At 73.5% G+C, this 18,626-nt stretch carries 16 protein-coding genes; 10 read left to right on the forward strand and 6 right to left on the reverse strand.

Going from position 1 to position 18,626, the window contains the following annotated elements; genetic code table 11:
* The first annotated feature begins 30 nt into the window (after positions 1–30).
* The gene (locus OG948_RS45545) at positions 31–1,212 is read left to right on the forward strand and encodes an ROK family protein (protein ID WP_331770893.1); all 1,182 of its coding nucleotides are present in this window, start codon (positions 31–33) and stop codon (positions 1,210–1,212) included.
* 372 nt (positions 1,213–1,584) lie between these two features.
* Here OG948_RS45545 and OG948_RS45550 read toward each other — a convergent pair whose 3' ends face one another.
* Entirely contained in the window at positions 1,585–1,854 is a 270-nt protein-coding gene (locus OG948_RS45550) for a hypothetical protein (protein WP_331770894.1), read from the reverse strand.
* A gap of 140 nt (positions 1,855–1,994) precedes the next feature.
* On the opposite strand from OG948_RS45550, the gene OG948_RS45555 reads away from it, so the two are divergent.
* Positions 1,995–2,912, forward strand: coding sequence for an SDR family oxidoreductase (locus tag OG948_RS45555; RefSeq protein WP_331770895.1), 918 nt, complete (start codon positions 1,995–1,997; stop codon positions 2,910–2,912).
* 46 nt (positions 2,913–2,958) lie between these two features.
* On the opposite strand, the gene OG948_RS45560 is transcribed toward OG948_RS45555, so the two are convergent.
* Positions 2,959–3,867, reverse strand: a complete 909-nt coding sequence (locus tag OG948_RS45560; protein ID WP_331770896.1) for a zinc-binding dehydrogenase — start codon at positions 3,865–3,867, stop codon at positions 2,959–2,961.
* A gap of 289 nt (positions 3,868–4,156) precedes the next feature.
* Between OG948_RS45560 and OG948_RS45565 the strand changes: the two genes are divergently transcribed.
* The 7 genes from OG948_RS45565 to OG948_RS45595 all read left to right on the forward strand — a co-directional run bounded on the left by OG948_RS45565 (position 4,157) and on the right by OG948_RS45595 (position 12,135).
* Complete coding sequence (locus OG948_RS45565) at positions 4,157–5,308, forward strand: PP2C family protein-serine/threonine phosphatase (RefSeq protein WP_331770897.1); 1,152 nt, start codon at positions 4,157–4,159, stop codon at positions 5,306–5,308.
* 521 nt (positions 5,309–5,829) lie between these two features.
* Positions 5,830–6,621, forward strand: a complete 792-nt coding sequence (locus OG948_RS45570; RefSeq protein WP_331770898.1) for an SDR family oxidoreductase — start codon at positions 5,830–5,832, stop codon at positions 6,619–6,621.
* Positions 6,615–7,793 carry an acyl-CoA dehydrogenase family protein gene (locus OG948_RS45575; RefSeq protein ID WP_331770899.1) on the forward strand — a complete coding sequence of 393 codons (1,179 nt, stop codon included), beginning with the start codon at positions 6,615–6,617 and terminating at the stop codon, positions 7,791–7,793. Before OG948_RS45570 ends, OG948_RS45575 begins: the two co-directional genes overlap by 7 nt.
* Positions 7,790–8,908, forward strand: coding sequence for an acyl-CoA dehydrogenase family protein (locus OG948_RS45580; protein WP_331770900.1), 1,119 nt, complete (start codon positions 7,790–7,792; stop codon positions 8,906–8,908). Before OG948_RS45575 ends, OG948_RS45580 begins: the two co-directional genes overlap by 4 nt.
* A gap of 55 nt (positions 8,909–8,963) precedes the next feature.
* Positions 8,964–9,416, forward strand: a complete 453-nt coding sequence (locus OG948_RS45585) for a MaoC family dehydratase (RefSeq protein ID WP_331770901.1) — start codon at positions 8,964–8,966, stop codon at positions 9,414–9,416.
* A gap of 146 nt (positions 9,417–9,562) precedes the next feature.
* Positions 9,563–11,101: a long-chain fatty acid--CoA ligase gene (locus OG948_RS45590; protein WP_331770902.1), complete on the forward strand. Its 1,539-nt coding sequence runs from the start codon at positions 9,563–9,565 to the stop codon at positions 11,099–11,101.
* Entirely contained in the window at positions 11,098–12,135 is a 1,038-nt protein-coding gene (locus OG948_RS45595; protein WP_331770903.1) for an NADP-dependent oxidoreductase, read from the forward strand. Before OG948_RS45590 ends, OG948_RS45595 begins: the two co-directional genes overlap by 4 nt.
* Before the next feature lie 45 nt (positions 12,136–12,180).
* Here OG948_RS45595 and OG948_RS45600 read toward each other — a convergent pair whose 3' ends face one another.
* Both OG948_RS45600 and xylB read right to left on the reverse strand, forming a co-directional pair.
* Positions 12,181–13,353 carry an ROK family transcriptional regulator gene (locus OG948_RS45600; protein WP_331770904.1) on the reverse strand — a complete coding sequence of 391 codons (1,173 nt, stop codon included), beginning with the start codon at positions 13,351–13,353 and terminating at the stop codon, positions 12,181–12,183.
* Positions 13,354–13,427: 74 nt separating this feature from the next.
* A complete protein-coding gene (gene xylB / locus OG948_RS45605) occupies positions 13,428–14,858 on the reverse strand; it encodes a xylulokinase (protein WP_331770905.1) in 1,431 nt (476 codons plus the stop codon).
* 160 nt (positions 14,859–15,018) lie between these two features.
* On the opposite strand from xylB, the gene xylA reads away from it, so the two are divergent.
* Entirely contained in the window at positions 15,019–16,212 is a 1,194-nt protein-coding gene (xylA, locus tag OG948_RS45610; protein WP_331770906.1) for a xylose isomerase, read from the forward strand.
* 112 nt (positions 16,213–16,324) lie between these two features.
* On the opposite strand, the gene OG948_RS45615 is transcribed toward xylA, so the two are convergent.
* Together OG948_RS45615 and OG948_RS45620 are read right to left on the reverse strand one after the other, a co-directional pair.
* Positions 16,325–17,437 carry a hypothetical protein gene (locus OG948_RS45615; RefSeq protein WP_331770907.1) on the reverse strand — a complete coding sequence of 371 codons (1,113 nt, stop codon included), beginning with the start codon at positions 17,435–17,437 and terminating at the stop codon, positions 16,325–16,327.
* Between the two features lie 186 nt (positions 17,438–17,623).
* Positions 17,624–18,598, reverse strand: coding sequence for a zinc-binding dehydrogenase (locus tag OG948_RS45620; protein ID WP_331770908.1), 975 nt, complete (start codon positions 18,596–18,598; stop codon positions 17,624–17,626).
* Positions 18,599–18,626: the final 28 nt, after the last annotated feature.

Consider the following 18,626-nt stretch of genomic DNA (forward strand, 5'->3'; position numbering starts at 1 on the left):
ACGGATGAGAAAGGCAGGGTCCGCAGCCCCATGCGCGCAGCGCCCACCCAGGAGGACATCCGCAGGCAGAACCTGGGGGCGCTGCTTCGCCACGTGCACGTGCTCGGCCCCACCTCGCGGGCCCAGTTGACCGCGGGCATGGGGCTCAACCGCAGCACCATCGGCGCGCTGACCGCCGATCTGGCGGCGGCGGGCCTGATCGTCGAGGAGGCCCCGCGGGACACCTCGGGCGGCGGGCGGGGCCGGCCCTCGCTGGTGGTCCGGGCGCAGTCGCAGCGGGTGTACGTGTACGCGTTCACCATCGGTGTGGACCGGGTGGTCGCGGCCCGGGTCGGGCTCGGCGGGGTGATCCTGGATCGCCGTGAACTGCAACGTCCGGGCAGCGGGTTCTCGCCCAAGGAGGTGGCCGACGCGCTCGGCGGGTTCGTCGCGCAGATGCGGCTGACCACGCCGCGCGACGGGGTGTGCGTGGGCGGCGGCGTCGCGGTGTGCGCGATGGTGCGCGGCTCGGACGGCACCATCCCCGAGGGACCGACTCCGGATTGGCGCGACGAGCCGCTGGGCGAGCGGTTGTCGGCGGCGATCGGCACGGTGGTCACGGTCGGCAACGACGCCGATCTGGGGGTGCTCGCCGAGCACACCCGGGGTGCGGCGGTGGGCTGTGACGACGTGATCTACCTGCACGGCGACGTGTGCATAGGCGGCGGCATCCTGTCCGCGGGGCGGCCGGTGACCGGCGGGGACGGGTACGCGGGCGAGGTCGGGCACATGGTGGTCAACCCGGACGGCCGGCCGTGTCGGTGCGGCTCGCGCGGGTGCTGGGAGACCGAGATCGGCGAGTTCGCGCTCACCCGCGGCACCGCCAAGCACGCGATCGGCGGGCTCGCCGACTCGGCGGCGCGCGGCGACCAGGACGCCGAGGAGGGTCTGCGCCGGGTCGGCGACTGGCTCGGCCTGGGTGTGGCCAACCTGGTCAACATCCTCAATCCGCAGATGGTGGTGTTCGGCGGGACGCTGCGCGAGGTGTACCTGGCCACCGCCGCACAGGTCCGCAGTCGGCTCAACCGCACCTCGTTGGCGGTCACCCGCGAGCACCTCAAGCTGCGCACGGCGGCGTTGGGCGACGACGCCCCGCTGTACGGCGCGGCCGAGTTGGCCTTCGCCCGCCTGCTGGACAACCCACTCGAGTCGGGATTGGCGCCGACGGGCTGACCACCGTCGGGACTCGATCCCGGCGAGTCGTCCGGCCCGGGGTGCGCCGCCCCATGGGTATTACACCCCACGGGCCGTCACCGCCACGATTCGTCCGCTCCCCGGTCGGCCCCCGGACGCGCGGCCCGGTGCGCACCACGCGGCGCGCCGGGGGCGTGCGGCCACGCGTTCGGGTGGACTCGGTCGCCCGACTCCGCCGTCCGGGTGAAGCATCGGGTCGCGCGACGTGGCGCCCCCTGTTTCATGGTGCGCGTGTAGCCGCCGCGTTCGGACAATGCATCGCGCCCGAGCAGCCCCGAACGCGGCGGTCGGTTCACCGGGTACGGCCGGTGAACCGACCTCCCGAAGCGGTTCTCTCCTCCGCATCGCATCTCACCGGCCGGGCGGGTGTGGTGGTCGCGGTGGCGTGGACGGCCTGGGCGGGCAGGATTCCCAGGCCCGGGCGACGGCGGCGAGGGTCTCGGGTTTGGTGAGGTACACCTCGAAGAAGCCACAACCCGTGCACACGTAGTGCGTCGCGCGGGTCTTGCGCCACGTGGCGAAACCGACCCACGCCACGATGTCCACCGCGCCGTCGCGGAGGCCGCCCACCCGCCGGACGACGCTCGCCTGGCCGCATTTCGTGCAGATGCCGGAACGCATGACCGGACGCTACATGTCGGAGGGGCTTGCGACTGTAGGTGTTTCCCTTGGGTCGAGTACTCGCACGCGTTCGCGGGCACGCGGGAAAGGCCGGCGGGCGGAGTCGATCCGCACGAGTCGCCATGTCGAAAGGAATCACCATGTCGACGAGCACGCTCCAGGGCAGGGTCGCCCTGGTGGCCGGGGCCACCCGAGGCGCCGGGCGCGGGATCGCGGTCGAACTCGGCGCGGCCGGCGCGACCGTGTACGTGACCGGGCGCAGCACTCGCGAGCGGCGCTCGGAGTACGACCGTCCGGAGACCATCGAGGACACCGCCGACCTGGTGACCGCTGCGGGCGGTCGCGGTGTCGCGGTGCCCACGGACCATCTGGATCCGGAGCGGGTACGGGCGCTGATCGCCCGGATCGAGGCCGAGCAGGGTCGGCTGGACGTGCTGGTCAACGACATCTGGGGCGGCGAGAAGCTGTTCGCGTGGGACACCCCGGTGTGGGAGCACGACCTGGCCGACGGGCTGCGGCTGCTCCGGCTCGCGGTGGAGACCCACGCGATCACCAACCACTACGCGCTGCCCCTGCTGTTGCGCCGGCCCGGCGGCCTGGTGGTGGAGATGACCGACGGCACCGACGAGTACAACCGGGACAACTATCGCGTGTCCTTCTTCTACGACCTGGCCAAGTCGTCCGTGTTGCGGATGGCCTTCGCGCTCGGCCACGAGCTGGGGTCGCGCGGGGCGACCGCCGTCGCGCTGACTCCCGGGTGGTTGCGGTCGGAGATGATGCTCGACAACTACGGGGTGACCGAGGCCAACTGGCGCGAGGGCACGAAGATCCAGCCGCACTTCGGCATCTCGGAATCCCCCGCCTACGTCGGCCGAGCCGTGGTGGCGCTGGCCGGCGACCCCGAAGTGGCCCGCTGGAACGGGCAGTCCCTCTCCAGCGGACAACTCGCGGGCGTGTACGGCTTCACCGACCTGGACGGCAGCCGGCCCGACGCGTGGCGCTACCTGGTCGAGGTCCAGGATCCGGGGCTGCCGGCCGACCAGACCGGCTATCGCTGAGCGGCATCGGCGCCGCGATCGGCCGGATCCGATCGGGGGGTTGGGGTCAGCTCAGGGTCAGCACCGCCTTGCCGCGGACTCGGCGGCCGAGCAGCAGCGCGGTGGCCTCGCCGACCTTGGTCCAGTCCGCCTGCCAGTCGACGGGGGCGTGCAACAGGCCGTCGGCGACCAGGCGGACCACGTACGCCAGATCCGCCGCCGAGTCGCCGCCGCGCTGGAAGCCGATGATCGAGGTCTGCGGGCCGATCAGGTCGTAGGAGGAGAAGTCCGCCCGCTCGCCGGACACGGCGCCGATCGCGATCACCCGCCCGCCGGGCGCGAGTCGACCCACCAGTGCGGTCAGCAGCGGGCCGCCTACGTTGTCCAGGACCACGTCCAACGGGGTGTCGAGCTCGGCGGGGTCGGTGAGTACCCGGTCCGCGCCGTGTTCGGCCAGGCCCGCACCGCGCTCGGGGCCGCCGACGAACGCGGTCACGTGTGCGCCCGCCAGATGGGCGAGTTGCACCGCGAAACTGCCCACCCCGCCGGACGCGCCGGTCACTCCGACACGGGTACCCGGCACGATCTCGGCCCGGCGCAGCGCCCGCAGCGCGGTGACCGCCGCCACCGGCAGGGTCGCGGCCTGTTCGAAGCTCACCTCGTCGGGCAGCGTGGCGAGTTCGTCGACGTGCACGGAGCGCAGTTCGGCCCAGCCGCCGCGCCAGTCGAAGGTGATCACCCGTTCGCCCACCCGTGGACCCCGGCCGGAGGCGGCGGCCCGCTCGACCACGCCCGCCGCGTCCCAGCCGGGGATGGTGCCGTCGGGGGTATCGCCGTCGGTCTTGGGCAGTTCGCCGAAGTTCAGCGAGATCGCGGCGACCCGGACCAGGACCTGATCGGGGTCGGGTACCGGGTCGGGCACGGTGTCGAGTTCGAGCCGTCCGGGCACGGCGTGGTTGACGACGACAGCACGCATGAGGGGTACTCCCAGGGTTGGGTTCGGCTTGCCACGAACGGCAACTCCATTGGCACCGAAGGCATTCCGCCGCGTGCCTGCGCGTTTCGGCGGCGCGGCGGAGAAGGACGGGGAGAGCCGGATCGGCCGGCAATGATCAACCGTGTGGCGTAGCTGGGCACGGGTCGGATCGGGAAAGGGCTGAGCAGACCGATGACCGGCCCGATGCCCTGCCCGACGACCGATGCCCGACGACCGGCCCACCCCGGGTGATCCAGGACGGTGCCTTCCCGATGAGTGAGACCCCGGTATGAGCGAGGCCCCGGTGGTCGACACGGGCGGCGCAGGCGGCGCGGGTGGCGCGCGGCCGATGCGGTGGTTGATCCCGCTGTTGCCGGCCGTGTTGTACGTCGTGATCGTGGCCGTCGACTTCGGCACACCCGACGAGTTTCGCACCGACACGATGTTGTGTCTGGTGCCGATGACCGCGTCGAGCCTGAGTTCGGTGCGCGCGACGGTCGTCTACGCGGTGCTCGCGACGCTGACGTTCCTGGTGCTGGACCCGTGGTTGGCGCCCACCGGCTACGAGCACGACTGGGCCGGGTTCGTGGTGGTTGTGCTGGGTGGCGCGATCGCGGTGGCGGCGGTGTTGTTGCGGACCCGCCTGCAGGAGCGGGTGTCCCGGCTGGGCAATGTGGTCGAGCACGTCCAGCGTGCGCTGCTGCCGCCCGCACCGCCCGTGGTGGGCGGGATCCGGGTGGCGCGCAGCTATCTGGCGGCGGAGCGGGACGCGGAGGTGGGCGGCGACGTGTACGACGTGGTGGCCACGCCGTACGGTACGCGCGCGTTCATCGCCGACGTGCAGGGCAAGGGGCTGACCGCGGTCGGTGCGAGCGCGGCCCTGGTCGGCACGTTCAGCGAGGCGGCGTTCACGACGTCGGACCTGTGGCAGGTCGGGCGGCGAATGGGTGAGGGGCTGGAACGGTTCGGCCGCAATCAGGTGCTGCTCGGCGAGCCGGACACGGACTGGTTCGCCACCGCGCTGATCGCCCAGTTCGGCCCGGACGGCCTGGTCGAGCTGGTCAACTACGGCCACGAGCCGCCCGCGCTGATCGGCCCGTCCGGCGTGCGCTGGCTCGACGTGGCGACCGAGCTGCCGCTCGGCCTGGCCGGCCTGATTCCCGGCGACGAGCGGGCGTCGGCCTACCGGTTCCGGATGACGCCGGACGAGTCGCTGCTGCTGTACACGGACGGCACCACCGAGGCCCGGGACGCCCAAGGCCGGTTCTTTCCGCTCCGCGAGTGGATCGCCGCGAACGCCGATCCGAACCTGCCCGCGAACGAACTGCTCACCCGGCTGCAGCGGGCGCTGCTGGCACACGTGGACGACCGGCTCACCGACGACGCGGCCCTGATGGTGCTCCGCCCGGACGTACCGAAGGTGGTCGGCCGGTCCCGGTGACCGCCGTCCCGCCCGATGCCGCCCGAGCTGCGCCCGGGCCGGCGGCGCCGAGCGGGACGGGTGTGGCAGGCGGGCCGCCCACCGAACCGGCCGCCGCGCGCCGCCGCCGGGCCCTCCCATGCCTCGTCGCGGGCCCGCGCGCGGTACGACGCGCGCTCTCTGCGCGGACACGGCGGCCCTCCCCGCGCGCACGACAGCCCCTCCCGCGCACACGAGAACCCTTCCCTCGCGGGCGCGTCGGCTCCCCGCGCGGGTAGGACAGACCCTCCCACGCGGGCCCGCTCGGCCATACCCGTCCCACGACCCACCCGAACGAGTTCGCGTTGCGCTCTAGCCTTGATACCGACCGGTCGGTACCGTGACAGGCGCAGCGTGATTCCCGCTCCTCCGCTTCCGATGCATGTGCATACCGACCGGTCGGCACCTCACGACCGGACGTGCGGGTCGCATCTCGGGACGGCGGTGCGTGGCATTCGCCGGCCGACCTCGTGACCCGCGACGACCCGGAGGATCCCCCACCCATGACCGAGAACACTCCCGCGACCTCGACCGCGGACGCGACCGCACCGCGCGTGGCCATCGTGACCGGCGCCGCCCGGGGCATCGGTGCCGCCACCGCGCGCCGGCTCGCCGCCGAGGGCATGGCCGTGGCCGTGCTCGACCTGGACGAGGCCGCCTGCGCGGACACCGTGGCCGCGATCGTCGCGGCCGGCGGCAGCGCGCTCGCGGTCGGCGCGGACGTCACCGTCGGCGAGCAGGTCGACGCCGCGGTGGCGCGCGTGGCCGACGTGCTCGGCGCGCCGACCGTACTCGTCAACAACGCGGGCGTGATCCGCGACAACCTGCTGTTCAAGATGTCCGACGGTGACTGGGACACGGTCATCGACGTACACCTGCGCGGCGCGTTCCTGATGAGCCGCGCGGTCCAGGCGCACATGACCTCGGCGGGTTACGGCCGGATCGTCAACCTCTCCAGTTCGTCCGCGCTGGGCAACCGGGGCCAGGCGAACTACTCGGCGGCCAAGGCCGGCCTCCAGGGCTTCACCAAGACGCTGGCGTTCGAGCTGGGCAAGTTCGGCGTGACCGCGAACGCGGTGGCACCCGGCTTCATCGTCACCGACATGACCGCCGCGACCGCGGCCCGGGTCGGAATGGAGTTCGAGGCCTTCCAGCAGGCCGCGGCCGAGCAGATCCCGGTGCGTCGGGTCGGCCGGCCCGAGGATGTCGCGAACACCATCGCGTTTCTGGTGAGCGAGGGCGCGGGCTTCGTGTCCGGCCAGGTGATCTACGTGGCCGGCGGCCCGCTGTGCTGACCGCCGCCGAACTCGACGCGAGGGTGGACGAGTTCATCGCCGCCCATCCGGACATCGACGACGCGCTCGGCTACCTGCGGGGCCGCTTCGACGCCGGGCTGGCCTGGGTGCACTACCCGGTCGGCCTCGGCGGCCTGGACGCGCCGCGTGCGCTGCAACCGGCCGTGGACGCGCGATTCGCCGCCGCCGGCGCGCCGTCCAACGACCCGGGCCGGATCGGCATCGGGCTGGGGATGGCCGCGCCGACCGTGCTCGCGTACGGCACCGAGGCCCAACGCGCCCGCTGGCTACGGCCGTTGTGGACCGGGGAAGAGGTGTGGTGCCAGTTGTTCAGCGAACCCGGGGCCGGCTCCGACCTGGCCGCGCTGGGCACCCGGGCGGTGCCCGACGGCGACGAGTGGGTGGTGGACGGCCAGAAGGTGTGGACGTCGATGGCCCATGAGGCACGCTGGGCGATCCTGGTCACCCGCACCCACCCCGAACTGCCCAAGCACCGGGGCATGACCTACTTCGTCTGCGACATGACCGCGCCCGGCGTCGAGGTGCGTCCGCTGCGCCAGGCCACCGGCGAGGCCGAGTTCAACGAGGTCTTCCTCACCGGCGTGCGCATCCCCGACGCGCACCGCCTCGGCGATGTCGGCGACGGCTGGAGCGTGGCGCGCACCACGCTGATGAACGAGCGGGTGGCCATCGGCGGCGGTGCCACACCGCGCGAGGGCGGCATGATCGGCATCGTCGCGGACACCTGGCGCGCGCGTCCGGAACTGCGCACCGCCGGGTTGCACGACCGGCTGCTGCGGCTGTGGGTGGAGGCCGAGGCCGCCCGCCTGACCTCGGCCCGCCTGCGCCTGCAACCGGCGGCCGGCGAACCCGGCCCCGAAGGCTCGGCGGCCAAGCTCGCCTTCGCCCGACTCAACCAGGAAATCTCGGGCCTGGAGGTGGAGTTGCTGGCCGAAGAGGGACTGCGGCACGACGAGTGGACCATGCGCCGGCCGGCGTCGGTGGACTTCACCACCCGCTCGCCCGGCTACCGCTACCTGCGCGCCAAGGGCAACTCGATCGAGGGCGGCACCTCGGAGATCCTGCTCAACGTCGTCGCCGAGCGCGTGCTGGGCCTGCCCGCGGAGCCTCGGGTGGACAAGGACGTCGCGTGGAAGGACCTGCCCCGATGAGTGTCATCGAGCACCTCGTGCACACCGAGGACGAGAACCAACTGCGCTCCGGTATCCGCGACCTGCTCACCGAACGGGTGACCCTGGCCGCGCTGCTCGCCCGGATCGAGACGGACGAGCCGTACGACCCGAAGTTGTGGCGCGTGCTCACCGAGCAGATCGGCGCGGCCGGGCTGGCCGTCGCCGAGGAGCACGGCGGCAGCGGCGCCACCTGGCGGGAAACCGCCGTGGTGCTGCAGGAGTTGGGTCGCACGGTCGCACCGACCCCGTACCTGGGCAGCGCGGTGCTCGCGACCGCCGCGCTGCGCGCGGTGGACGCGGTGGACGCCGGACCGCTCCTCACCGACCTGGCCGGCGGCCGGCGCAGCGCGACCCTGGCGGTCTCCTTCGCCACGGCACCCGGTGCCCGATTCCCCGACGGGGTGCGGGCCGACGGCAACTCCCTGACCGGTACCGTGACCTCGGTCGTCGACGCCGGCACCGCCGATGTCCTCGTCGTCGCGGCCGGGAGCGCGGAGGGGCCCGTGCTGTACGCGGTCGACACCGATCAGGTCGGCGTGGACCGCCGCCCGGTCGTCTCGCTCGACCTGACCCGGCCGCTGACCGACATCGTGTTCACCGGCGCCACCGGCGTTCCGCTGGCGCGCGGCGAGCGGGCCGAGGCGGCGGTGGCGACCGCGATCGGCACCGGGGCGGCGCTGTTGGCGTCCGAGCAGCTCGGCATCGCCGAGTTCTGCCTGGAGAGCACCGTCGCCTACCTCAAGACCCGCAACCAGTTCGGCCGCCCGGTCGGCTCGTTCCAGGGACCCAAGCACCGCCTGGCCGCGCTGTGGGTGTCGATCACCCAGGCCCGCGCGGCGGCCCGCTATGCCGCGGCGTGCGTGGCCGCGGACGACCCGGACACCCCCGTCGCGGTGGCCGTCGCGCAGGCGCACTGCTCGGAGATCGCCGTCCGCGCCGCCGAGGAATGCGTACAACTGCACGGCGGCATCGGCTTCACCTGGGAACACCACCCGCACCTGTACCTCAAGCGCGCCAAGGCCGACGCGCTCGCGTTCGGCACCCCCGACCGGCACCGCGCGACCCTGGCGCACCTGGTCGACCTGCCCGCCTGACCCGGCTCGGCGGCGGCGACCGGCCCGGATCCCGCCGCCACCACGAAGGAGCATCATGCGCGTCTTCGAGAACGTCACCGAGGTGTTCGCGGCCAAGGGCGAACCACTCGGCACCAGCGACTGGCTGACCATCGATCAGGATCGCATCGACACGTTCGCCGAGGCCACCGGCGACCACCAGTGGATCCACGTGGACGTCGAGCGGGCCAAGGAGGGTCCGTTCGGCGGCACCATCGCGCACGGCTACCTGACGTTGTCGCTGATCCCGACCCTGGCCGCCGACCTGTTCACCGTGCGGGGTGTGCGGATGGGCGTCAACTACGGCTCGGACAAGGTGCGTTTCCCGGCCCCGGTCCCGGCCGGCGCCCGGGTGCGCGACCACGCCGTGCTGATCGATGCGGTCGAGACCGCGCAGGGCGTGCGGCTGACGGTGCGGCACACCATCGAGATCGAGGGCGTCGCCAAGCCCGCGTGCGTCGCGGACACGCTCTCCCTGGTCGTCCCGTAGTGCCGGTGCCGATGTCGGGCGCGCTTGGCCCGGCATCGGCACCGCGCCGCGGCTGCGGGACCCGGGACGTCCCGCGGACCCGTCCTCGGCCGGGCGTTCCCCGACGTCCGGCCACCCCCGGCACCTCGATCAGTAAAGGATCACGCGTGAGTTTCAACCTCGCCGTCATGCTCCGCGAGTCCCGCCTCGCGACCCCGGACACGGCGTGTCTGATCCACCAGGGCACCCCGGTCACCTACCGCGAACTCGACGACCTCAGCAGCCGGTTCGCCCGTGGCCTGCGCGCGAAGGGGCTCGGCCGCGGCGACGTGCTGGCGATATCCCTGCCCAACGTCCCCGAGTTCGTGGTGGCCTACTTCGGCGCGCTCAAGGCGGGCGTCACGTTGATGCCGCTGAATCCGCTGCTGAAGGCGACCGAGATCGCCTACCACCTCACCGACTCCGGTGCCCGCACCCTGATCGCCTTCGACGTGTTCGCCGCCGAGGCCCTGGGCGCGGCCGCCGCCGTACCGGGCACCGAGGTGTACACCGTCAACCTGGTCGAGGACACCCCGGTGCCGCAGGACACCCTCGGGTTCGCCCTGCTGCTGCCCGACGGGCCGCCGGACCGGGCCGAATCGCTCCACGGCGACATCGAGCCGACGTCGAGCGACGACACGGCCGTGCTGCTGTACACGAGCGGCACCACCGGGCGGCCCAAGGGCGCCGAGCTGAGCCATTTCCAGCTCTACCAGAACTGCACCGTCTCGGGTGACCTGTTCGGCCTGTTCCCCGGTGACGTCTCGATCGGCGCGTTGCCGCTGTTCCACGTATACGGCCTGTCCGGCGTGCTGAACGTGTGCGTGCGCTACGGCGGGACGCTGTCGCTGGTACTGCGCTTCGAGGCGCAGAGCGTGCTCGACCAGATGGCCCGGGACGGGGTGAGCGTGATCGTGGGCGTACCCACGATGTACGTCGCGTTGCTGGCCGCGGATCGTACCGGGCGCGACCTGTCCCGGCTGCGGGTGGGCAGTTCGGGTGGGGCGTCGATGCCCGGCGAGGTGATCCGCGAGTTCGAGGAGGCGTTCGGCGTCGTCATCCTGGAGGGCTACGGGCTTTCCGAGAGTGCGAGCACCGCGACCTTCAACCGCGCCGACGACCGCCGGGTGTTGTCCGTGGGCAAGCCGATCTGGGGCGTCGAACTGCGCGTGGCCGACCCGGACGACCTGCCGCTGCCGCCCGGCGCCGAGCATGTGGGCGAGATCCTGCTGCGCGGGCACAACATCATCACCCGCTACCGCGACGACCCGGAGGCCACCGCCGAGGCCTTCCGCAACGGCTGGTTCCACACCGGCGATCTCGGCTACCTCGACAAGGACGGCTTCCTGTTCGTCGTGGACCGCAAGAAGGACCTGGTGATCCGGGGCGGTTACAACGTCTATCCGCGTGAGGTGGAGGAAGTCCTGTACACCCACCCGGCGATCGCCGAGGCGGCCGTGGTCGGCAGGCCGGACGAGCGGCTCGGCGAGGAGGTGGTCGCGGTCGTGGCGCTGCGCCCGGGCGAGGCGGCGGACCCGGACGAGATCGTCGCGTTCTGCAAGGAGCGCATGGCCGCGTACAAGTATCCGCGGGTGGTGCGGATCCTCGACGAACTGCCCAAGGGCCCCTCGGGCAAGATCATGAAGAAGGAGTTGCGTTCCATATGACCACGCCCGCCGGCGGGCCGCTGCCCGCCGACCTGATCAACCGGCAGATCCGGTTGGCCGCCCGCCCGTTCGGGCTGCCCAAGCCCACCGACTGGGACCTGGTCGGCGAACCGGTGACGGAGCCTGCCGACGGCCGGCTGCTGGTGGAGATCTCGCACATCTCGCTCGACCCGGCGATGCGCGGCTGGATGAACGACGTGCGCTCCTACATCCCGCCGGTGGGCATCGGCGAGGTGATGCGGGCCGGCGCGGTCGGCCGCGTCATCGCCTCGCGACACCCGGACTTCGCGGTCGGGGAGCACGTGTACGGCCAGTTCGGCGTGCAGGAGTACGCGGACTCGGACGGGCGCGGCGTTCGCCGGGTGGATCCGGCGGCGGCGCCGTTGTCGACCTATCTGGGCGCGCTCGGGATCACCGGACTGACCGCGTACTTCGGCTTGTTCGACATCGGTGACCCGCAACCGGGCCAGACCGTGCTGGTGTCCGGCGCGGCGGGCGCGGTGGGCAGCGTGGTCGGCCAACTCGCCCGGCTCAAGGGCTGCCGGACCGTGGGCATCGCGGGCGGCGCGGACAAGTGCCGGCTGCTGGTCGAGGAGTTCGGCTACGACGCTGCCGTCGACTACAAGAGCGAGGACGTCAAGGCCGCACTGCGCAAGCACTGCCCGGACGGTGTCGACGTGTACTTCGACAACGTCGGCGGCGAGATCCTGGATGCCGCGCTGACCCGGCTGGCGCGTGGCGCGCGGGTGGTGATCTGCGGCGCGATCTCGCAGTACAACAACACGGAGCAGGGCCCCGGGCCGGCGAACTACCTGTCTCTGCTGGTGAATCGGGCGTCGATGACCGGCATGGTGGTGTTCGACTACGCGGACCGCTACGCGGAGGCGACGGCCGAATTGGCCGGGTGGCTCGCGGACGGGCGGTTGCGCTCGCGCGAGGACGTGGTCGAGGGCGACGTGACGGCGTTTCCGCAGACGTTGTTGCGACTGTTCTCCGGCGCGAACACGGGCAAGTTGGTGCTGCGGATCCGGTGATCGGGACCCGGTGATCACCGATGCCGGCCGGCCGGGTCGACCGGGTCAGCCGGATCCGGCGGCGTGGGTGATCGGGTTGTCGAGGATGGCGTGGATGGTCATGCCGGCCGCCCCCAGGAGGGGTGCTCGGCGGGCCAGCGCGGACGCGGTGAGGGCCTCGGGAGCCCAGGGGCGGATCGTCACGCGGGCGGCGAGTTCACGGCGCATCGCCGGCAGCAGCCACTCCCCCAGTTCGGCGGCGGCGCCGCCGAGCACGACCCCGGCCGGATCGAGCAGGTTGATCGCACCGGCCAGGGCCGTGCCGAGGGCGCTGCCGGCCCGATCCAGCGCGGCGACCACCGGTGCGTGGCCGTCGCTCGCGTACCGGGCCAGGGTCGCGATCGGGTCGTCGGTCGTGGGTGCGAGGCCGGCCGCCGCGAACACGGCCGCCTCGCCCGCGTATTGCTCCAGGCAGCCGTGCGCGCCACACGCGCAGGCGGGGCCGTCCGGGTGCACCGGGACGTGGCCCAACTCGCCCGCGAAACCGCGCGCGCCCCGGAACAGCCGACCGTCGGCGACCACGGCCGCACCGATCCCGGCCTGGGCCGACACGTACACGAAGTCGGTCGCGGCGGGGTCGTGCCACAACTCGGCCAGCGCGCCCAGGTTGGCCTCGTTCTCCACGGTCAGCGGCAGCGCGCGCAGGCCGGCCGGGAGCAACGCGCGCAGCGGTTCGACCACCGGTTCCGCGCGCCAGCCCAGGTTGGGCGCGTGCTGCACCCGGCCCGGGGCCGCGCCGACCAGACCGGGCACGCTCAACACCAGAGCGGCGGGCCGCAGTTCGAGCGCGGCGGCGGTGCGGGCGGCGCGCGCGGCGACCCGGGCCAGCGCGGGCAGCGTCTCGGCGGCGGGACGATCGCGGTTCGGCGCGGCGGCGTGCTCCCACGCGCGCACCTCGCCGCGCAGGTCGACCACGCACGCGCCGACGTGGTCGACGCCGATCTCCAGGCCCAGTCCGGCCGGCCCCCGATCCCCCACCATCAGTGCCCGGCCGGGCCGTCCGGGACGCCCGCTCGGCGCGCTGCCCAACTCGGTGACCAGGCCCGCGGCGTGCAGTTCCTCGACCAGGCTGGACACCGCGGCGCGGGTCAGTCCGGTGCCGGCCGCGACGTCGGCGCGCGAGAGCGGACCCCGGGCGGCGACGTCGCGCAGCACCAGGGCGAGGTTCTGTCGCCGCATGCCCTGCTGCGACGCGGGCAGCGACCGGGGCCGGTCGGTGGATCGGTGGGCGCGGCGCACTGGACTCTTCCCGATCAGGGCCGGCCGGGTGCGGCGTCGAACAGGGGCCCGGCGTTGCGCAGCGTATCCGCGATCCGCTCCATCGCCGCGTCGTCCCTGGGCAGCGGCTCCAGCAGCGGCCCGTCGGCGGTGCGCCACCGGCGCGCGACCGCGTCGGCGGGTTCGCCGGTGAGCAGCCCGGCGGCCTGGGCGGCAGCGCCCAGCGCGACCGCTTCCTCGGCGACCGGTATCCGCACCGGGCGACCGGAGAGTCGGCGTACGGTGTCGCGCCAGGCACTGCCCCGAGCCCCGCCGCCGATCAGCAGCAATGGCACGTCGGGATCGTCGGATTCGCCGCCCGCGCGCAGCACCTCGGCCAGCGCGGTGAGCAGCGAGTGGACCGCGCCGTCGTAGGCGGCCTGGAGGAGTTGCCCGCCGGTGGTCTCGTGGCGCAGCCCGTGGATCAGGCCGGCGGCGTACGGCAGATCGGGGGTGCGCTCGCCGTCGAGGAAGGGCAGGACGACGGTGTCGCCGCCGGGTTCGACCGCGTCGCGGTCGCGGCCGAGCAGCGCGGCGATCCGGTCGACGGCCACGGTGCAGTTGAGCGTGCAGGCCAGGGGCAGCCAGCCGCTCAGCGCGTCGGCGAAGCCGGCCACCGTTCCGGTGGGGTCGGCGGGTCGGCCGCGGGTGACCGCGTACACGGTGCCCGAGGTGCCCAGGCTGAGCACGGGCAGGCCGGCGGTGAGGCCCAGGCCGAGCGCGGCGGCCATGTTGTCGCCGGTACCGGCGGCCACGAGGGTGCCCGGTCGCAGCGGGGTCCCGGGCCGCGCGCTGCCCACCGGCACGCCGGGGTCGGCGACGGCGGGCAGGAACTCGACGGGCAGGCCGATACGTTCGAGCAGTTCGGTGTCGTACCCGGTCGGGGTCCACCACCCCGTGCCGGACGCGTCGCCGCGGTCGGTGACCGCCGCGCCGGTGAGCCGCTCGGTGAGGAAGTCGTGTGGGAGCCGGACGGCGGCGACGCGCGCGGCGGCCTCGGGTTCGTGTGCGGTGAGCCAGCGCCACTTGGCGGCGGTGAACGCGGCGGTGGGTACGCTGCCGGCGCGTGCGGCCCAGTCGGCCGCGCCGGATTCGGCCACCAGCGCGGCCGCCTGCGGCGCGGCGCGTACGTCGTTCCACAACATGGCGGGCCGGACCGGAGCACCGGCGGCGTCGAGGGTGACCAGGCCGTGCTGTTGGCCGGCGATCGACACGGCTCGCGCGTGCTCGGCCCAACCGGTCGCGGCGAGGGCGGCGGACAGCGCCTGCCACCACCGCAGCGGATCGCTCTCCCGGGCGTCGCCGGTGCTCACCCGGTGCGGGGCTCGGCCGGTGGCCAGAACCTCGCCGGTGTCGACGTCCACGGCGAGGGCCTTGGTGGCCTGGGTGGAACTGTCCACGCCGATGACCACGCGCCGTGTGCGCATGCCGCCTCCTGGTGTCGTGTCCGAGGCCGGATCGACCCGGGCAGCGCGGGCGCGGGTCGACGGGCGAGGGTTCCCTTCCGTACCGGGCCGATACTAGTTTGTTTTTCGCGTTTACCAATAGGGCTCGGCCACCATCCGACACGATCCGGGAGCGGCACCCATGACGGACCCCTTCACCCCCGAGGATCCCTTCACCCCCACCCCCGACGACCGCTTCACCTTCGGCCTGTGGACCGTCGGCTGGCCCGGCCGCGACCCGTTCGGCGAGCCGACCCGGCCCGCGCTCGACCCGGTCGAGACGGTCTCCCGGCTGGCCGAACTCGGCGCGTACGGCGTGACCTTCCACGACGACGACCTGATCCCGTTCGGCAGCTCCGACACCGCGCGCGAGACGCACGTCAAGCGCTTCCGGCAGGCGTTGGACGCGACCGGGATGAAGGTCCCGATGGCCACCACCAACCTGTTCACCCACCCGGTGTTCAAGGACGGGGCGTTCACCGCCAACGATCGCGACGTGCGGCGGTACGCGTTGCGCAAGACCCTGCGCAACATCGACCTCGCGGTCGAGTTGGGGGCCGAGACGTACGTCGCGTGGGGCGGCCGGGAGGGCGCGGAGTCGGGTGCCGCCAAGGACGTGCGGACCGCGCTGGACCGGTTGAAGGAGGCGTTCGACCTGCTCGCGGGATACGTGCTCGATCAGGGTTACCCGCTGCGCTTCGCGATCGAGCCCAAGCCGAACGAACCGCGCGGCGACCTGCTGCTGCCCACCATCGGCCACGCCCTCGCGTTCATCGAACGGCTCGAACACGCCGACCTGTTCGGGGTGAATCCGGAGGTGGGCCACGAACAGATGGCCGGCCTGAACGTCGCGCACGGCGTCGCGCAGGCGCTGTGGGCGGGCAAGCTGTTCCACATCGATCTGAACGGACAGACCGGCGTCAAGTACGACCAGGACCTGCGGTTCGGGGCGGGCGACGTGCGCGCCGCGTTCTGGCTGGTCGACCTGCTCGAATCGGCGGGCTACCGGGGGCCGCGTCACTTCGACTTCAAGCCGCCGCGCACCGAGGACGTCGAAGGCGTGTGGGTGTCGGCCGCCGCCTGCATGCGCAACTACCTGGTGCTCAAGGCGAGGGCGGCGGCGTTCCGGGCGGATCCGGCGGTCCGCGACGCGCTCGCGGCGGCCCGGTCGGACCGGCTCGCGCAGCCGACGCTGGGCGCCGGCGAGTCCGCGGCCGATCTGCTCGCGGACCGTACGGCCTACGAGGACTTCGACGTCGAGGCGGCGGCCCGACGCGCCATGGCGTTCGAGCGACTGGACCAGTTGGCGATGGATCACCTGCTCGGGACCCGCTGAGCGGGCGCGACGCGCCGCCGGTGTCGACGCCGGGGCCGACGCCGACAGGTGCCGGTTCCGGCGAGCCGGGTCGCGTCGGCGCGTCGAACGGTGGCGCCGTGAGGTCCGCCGCTCAGTCGCACCGCAGCGCGGCGAGTTCACGGCCGAACCCGACCACCAGCCGGCCGCCCGGGGCCACCGCGAGGGCGTCCACCGACAACGGGAAGACCAGGCAGGGGCCGATCGGGCTGCGGGTGCTCAGATCCCAGACCCGTACCGTCCCGCGCTCCTCGGTCGCGCCGCTCGCGCCGCCGACCACCGCGATCGGCCGGCCGTCGAGCAGCCCGGTCGCCACGGCCGACACATACTCGGCCAGGGGTTCGCCGATCGGCTCGCGGGTGGTCAGGTCCCACACCCGCGCCGCGTCCCAACCGCCGGTGACGGCGACCGGGCGGCCTCGGACGACGGCCGTGGCCACGCCCGTGACCACGCAGGTGTGTCCGACCAGGGGCGCGCCGAACTCGGCTCCGGTGGCCAGGTCGAAGACCCGCACCGCGTGCTCGCGGCCGGCGTCCCGACCGGACTCCGCCCCGGCGACGACGACGGGGCGTCCGTCCAGCACGGCCGTGGCCACCGCCCACACCGAGTCGGACAGCGGTTCACCGACCGGCAGGCCGGTGGCCGGGTCCCATACCCGTACGCCGGCCGCGTCGCCGGTCACCGCGACCGGGCGGCCGGCCACGACGGCCCGCGCCGCGCCCACCCACGCGGTCCGGCCGGTCAGCGGTCGGCACAGTTGGTGTCCGCGTTCGAGGTCGAACACGCGCACCGTCGCGCCCCACCCGGCGGTGCCCGCGACCACGACCGGACGCCCACCGACCAGCGCGGTGGCCACCGCGTCCACGCGCCCGTCGTGACCGGTCAGCGGCTCACCGATCGGCTGCTCGGGGACCACCGCGCGCACCGACGGCGGGCGATGGCCGTCCCCCGCGACCGGCTCGGCCTGTTCGGCCGGGAGTTCGGCCGATGCGCCCGACCCGCCCGGCTGTCCTCTCCGAACGAGCGGCGCGGCCCGGTGTTCGGCCGCCACCCACGGCCCGGTCACCCAGTCCAACCGCCATCGCGAAGGGAGTTCGCGCCCCGTGGGGTCGGCGGGCGTGCGCACCGCCGACCCGCCGCCGGCCGCGGCGCCGAGGTCGTCGACCGTCGCGAGCCAAGAAATATCATCCTGCGCAACGTTGGACATATCACCATTGTGCCCGTCATGACCTCCCGGGCGCACGATCGCCGAGCCGATCCGCGTGACCGTGGCGGTCACGATCACGGTCGCCCTCGGCCTCGCGATCACCCTCGCCGTCACGGTCGCCTCCGGCGTCGCGAACCCGACCCGCCAACGCGGTTGTGCCCGCACGGCGCGTCGACGGCGGTGGGCCTATACCGTCAGCACCACCTTCCCCTCGGCCGCCCGACCCTCCAGCGCGGCGTGCGCGTCGGCGGCCCGGTCGAGCGGGAAGCGGGTGATGGTCGGGACCAGCCGGCCCCGGGCCGCCTCGCGCAGCGCCCGGGTGGTCAACTCGCGCCATCCGCCGGGCGGCACCATGTTCGGGCCGATCGCCCAGGTCGCGGTCAGTTGGCGCTCGACCAGGTCGCGCGTGGTGATCTCGGTCGGCTCACCGGCCGCCCAGCCGTACATCAGGAAGCGCCCACCGGGCCCGAGCAGTTCCAGCGCCCGTCGGCCCGAAGCACCGCCGACACCGTCGAGCACGATGCCGATCTCGCGGCCCGCCAACGCCGTCCGTACCCGCTCGGGCCAGTCCGCGGCGGAGTAGTCCACCGCGACGTCGGCGCCGAGCGCACGCACCCGGGCCACCTTCGCGGCGCCGCCCGCGACCCCGACCACCAGCGCGCCCGCGGCCTTCGCCGCCTGGACGAACAGGCTGCCCAGACCGCCTGCGGCCGACATCACCAGCACCACGTCCCGCTCGGTCAACCGGGCCACTCCCAGGACACCCTGCGCCGTGGTGCCGGTGGTGATCGCCGCGACCGCGACGTCGTCGGCCAATTCGTCGGGGATCGGGTACAGCGCGGACTCGTCGGCGAGCGCCTGCTCGGCGTACCCGCCCGCATCGCCCAGTTGCACGACGACCCGGCGGCCCAGCCAGTCGGCCGACACTCCCGGGCCGACCGCCCCCACCACACCCGCCACCTCGCTGCCGGGGGTGATCGGCAACTCGGGCGGGCGGTGCGGGCCGACCGCGATGCCACGCCGGAGCCTGGTCTCGATCAGGTGCACGCCGCTCACTCGGACATCCACACGCACCTGCCCCTCGGCCGGCACCGGCTCGGGCAGCTCTTCGAGGCGCAGGTTCTCGGCGGGACCGAAGGAGTGCAGTCGGATCGCGCGCATGTGGTGGCTCCCGGGTTCGATGGTGGAC

Source organism: Embleya sp. NBC_00888, assembly GCF_045207655.1.
Lineage (GTDB): Bacteria > Actinomycetota > Actinomycetes > Streptomycetales > Streptomycetaceae > Embleya.

What these genes read in the sequence shown, in the direction of transcription:
- OG948_RS45545 (WP_331770893.1), top strand. Translation starts at nt 31, where the DNA reads ATGCGCGCAGCGCCCACCCAGGAGGACATCCGCAGGCAGAACCTGGGG.
- OG948_RS45550 (WP_331770894.1), bottom strand. Translation starts at nt 1,854, where the DNA reads ATGCGTTCCGGCATCTGCACGAAATGCGGCCAGGCGAGCGTCGTCCGG.
- OG948_RS45555 (WP_331770895.1), top strand. Translation starts at nt 1,995, where the DNA reads ATGTCGACGAGCACGCTCCAGGGCAGGGTCGCCCTGGTGGCCGGGGCC.
- OG948_RS45560 (WP_331770896.1), bottom strand. Translation starts at nt 3,867, where the DNA reads ATGCGTGCTGTCGTCGTCAACCACGCCGTGCCCGGACGGCTCGAACTC.
- OG948_RS45565 (WP_331770897.1), top strand. Translation starts at nt 4,157, where the DNA reads ATGAGCGAGGCCCCGGTGGTCGACACGGGCGGCGCAGGCGGCGCGGGT.
- OG948_RS45570 (WP_331770898.1), top strand. Translation starts at nt 5,830, where the DNA reads ATGACCGAGAACACTCCCGCGACCTCGACCGCGGACGCGACCGCACCG.
- OG948_RS45580 (WP_331770900.1), top strand. Translation starts at nt 7,790, where the DNA reads ATGAGTGTCATCGAGCACCTCGTGCACACCGAGGACGAGAACCAACTG.
- OG948_RS45585 (WP_331770901.1), top strand. Translation starts at nt 8,964, where the DNA reads ATGCGCGTCTTCGAGAACGTCACCGAGGTGTTCGCGGCCAAGGGCGAA.
- OG948_RS45595 (WP_331770903.1), top strand. Translation starts at nt 11,098, where the DNA reads ATGACCACGCCCGCCGGCGGGCCGCTGCCCGCCGACCTGATCAACCGG.
- OG948_RS45600 (WP_331770904.1), bottom strand. Translation starts at nt 13,353, where the DNA reads ATGCGGCGACAGAACCTCGCCCTGGTGCTGCGCGACGTCGCCGCCCGG.
- xylB (WP_331770905.1), bottom strand. Translation starts at nt 14,858, where the DNA reads ATGCGCACACGGCGCGTGGTCATCGGCGTGGACAGTTCCACCCAGGCC.
- xylA (WP_331770906.1), top strand. Translation starts at nt 15,019, where the DNA reads ATGACGGACCCCTTCACCCCCGAGGATCCCTTCACCCCCACCCCCGAC.
- OG948_RS45615 (WP_331770907.1), bottom strand. Translation starts at nt 17,437, where the DNA reads ATGTCCAACGTTGCGCAGGATGATATTTCTTGGCTCGCGACGGTCGAC.
- OG948_RS45620 (WP_331770908.1), bottom strand. Translation starts at nt 18,598, where the DNA reads ATGCGCGCGATCCGACTGCACTCCTTCGGTCCCGCCGAGAACCTGCGC.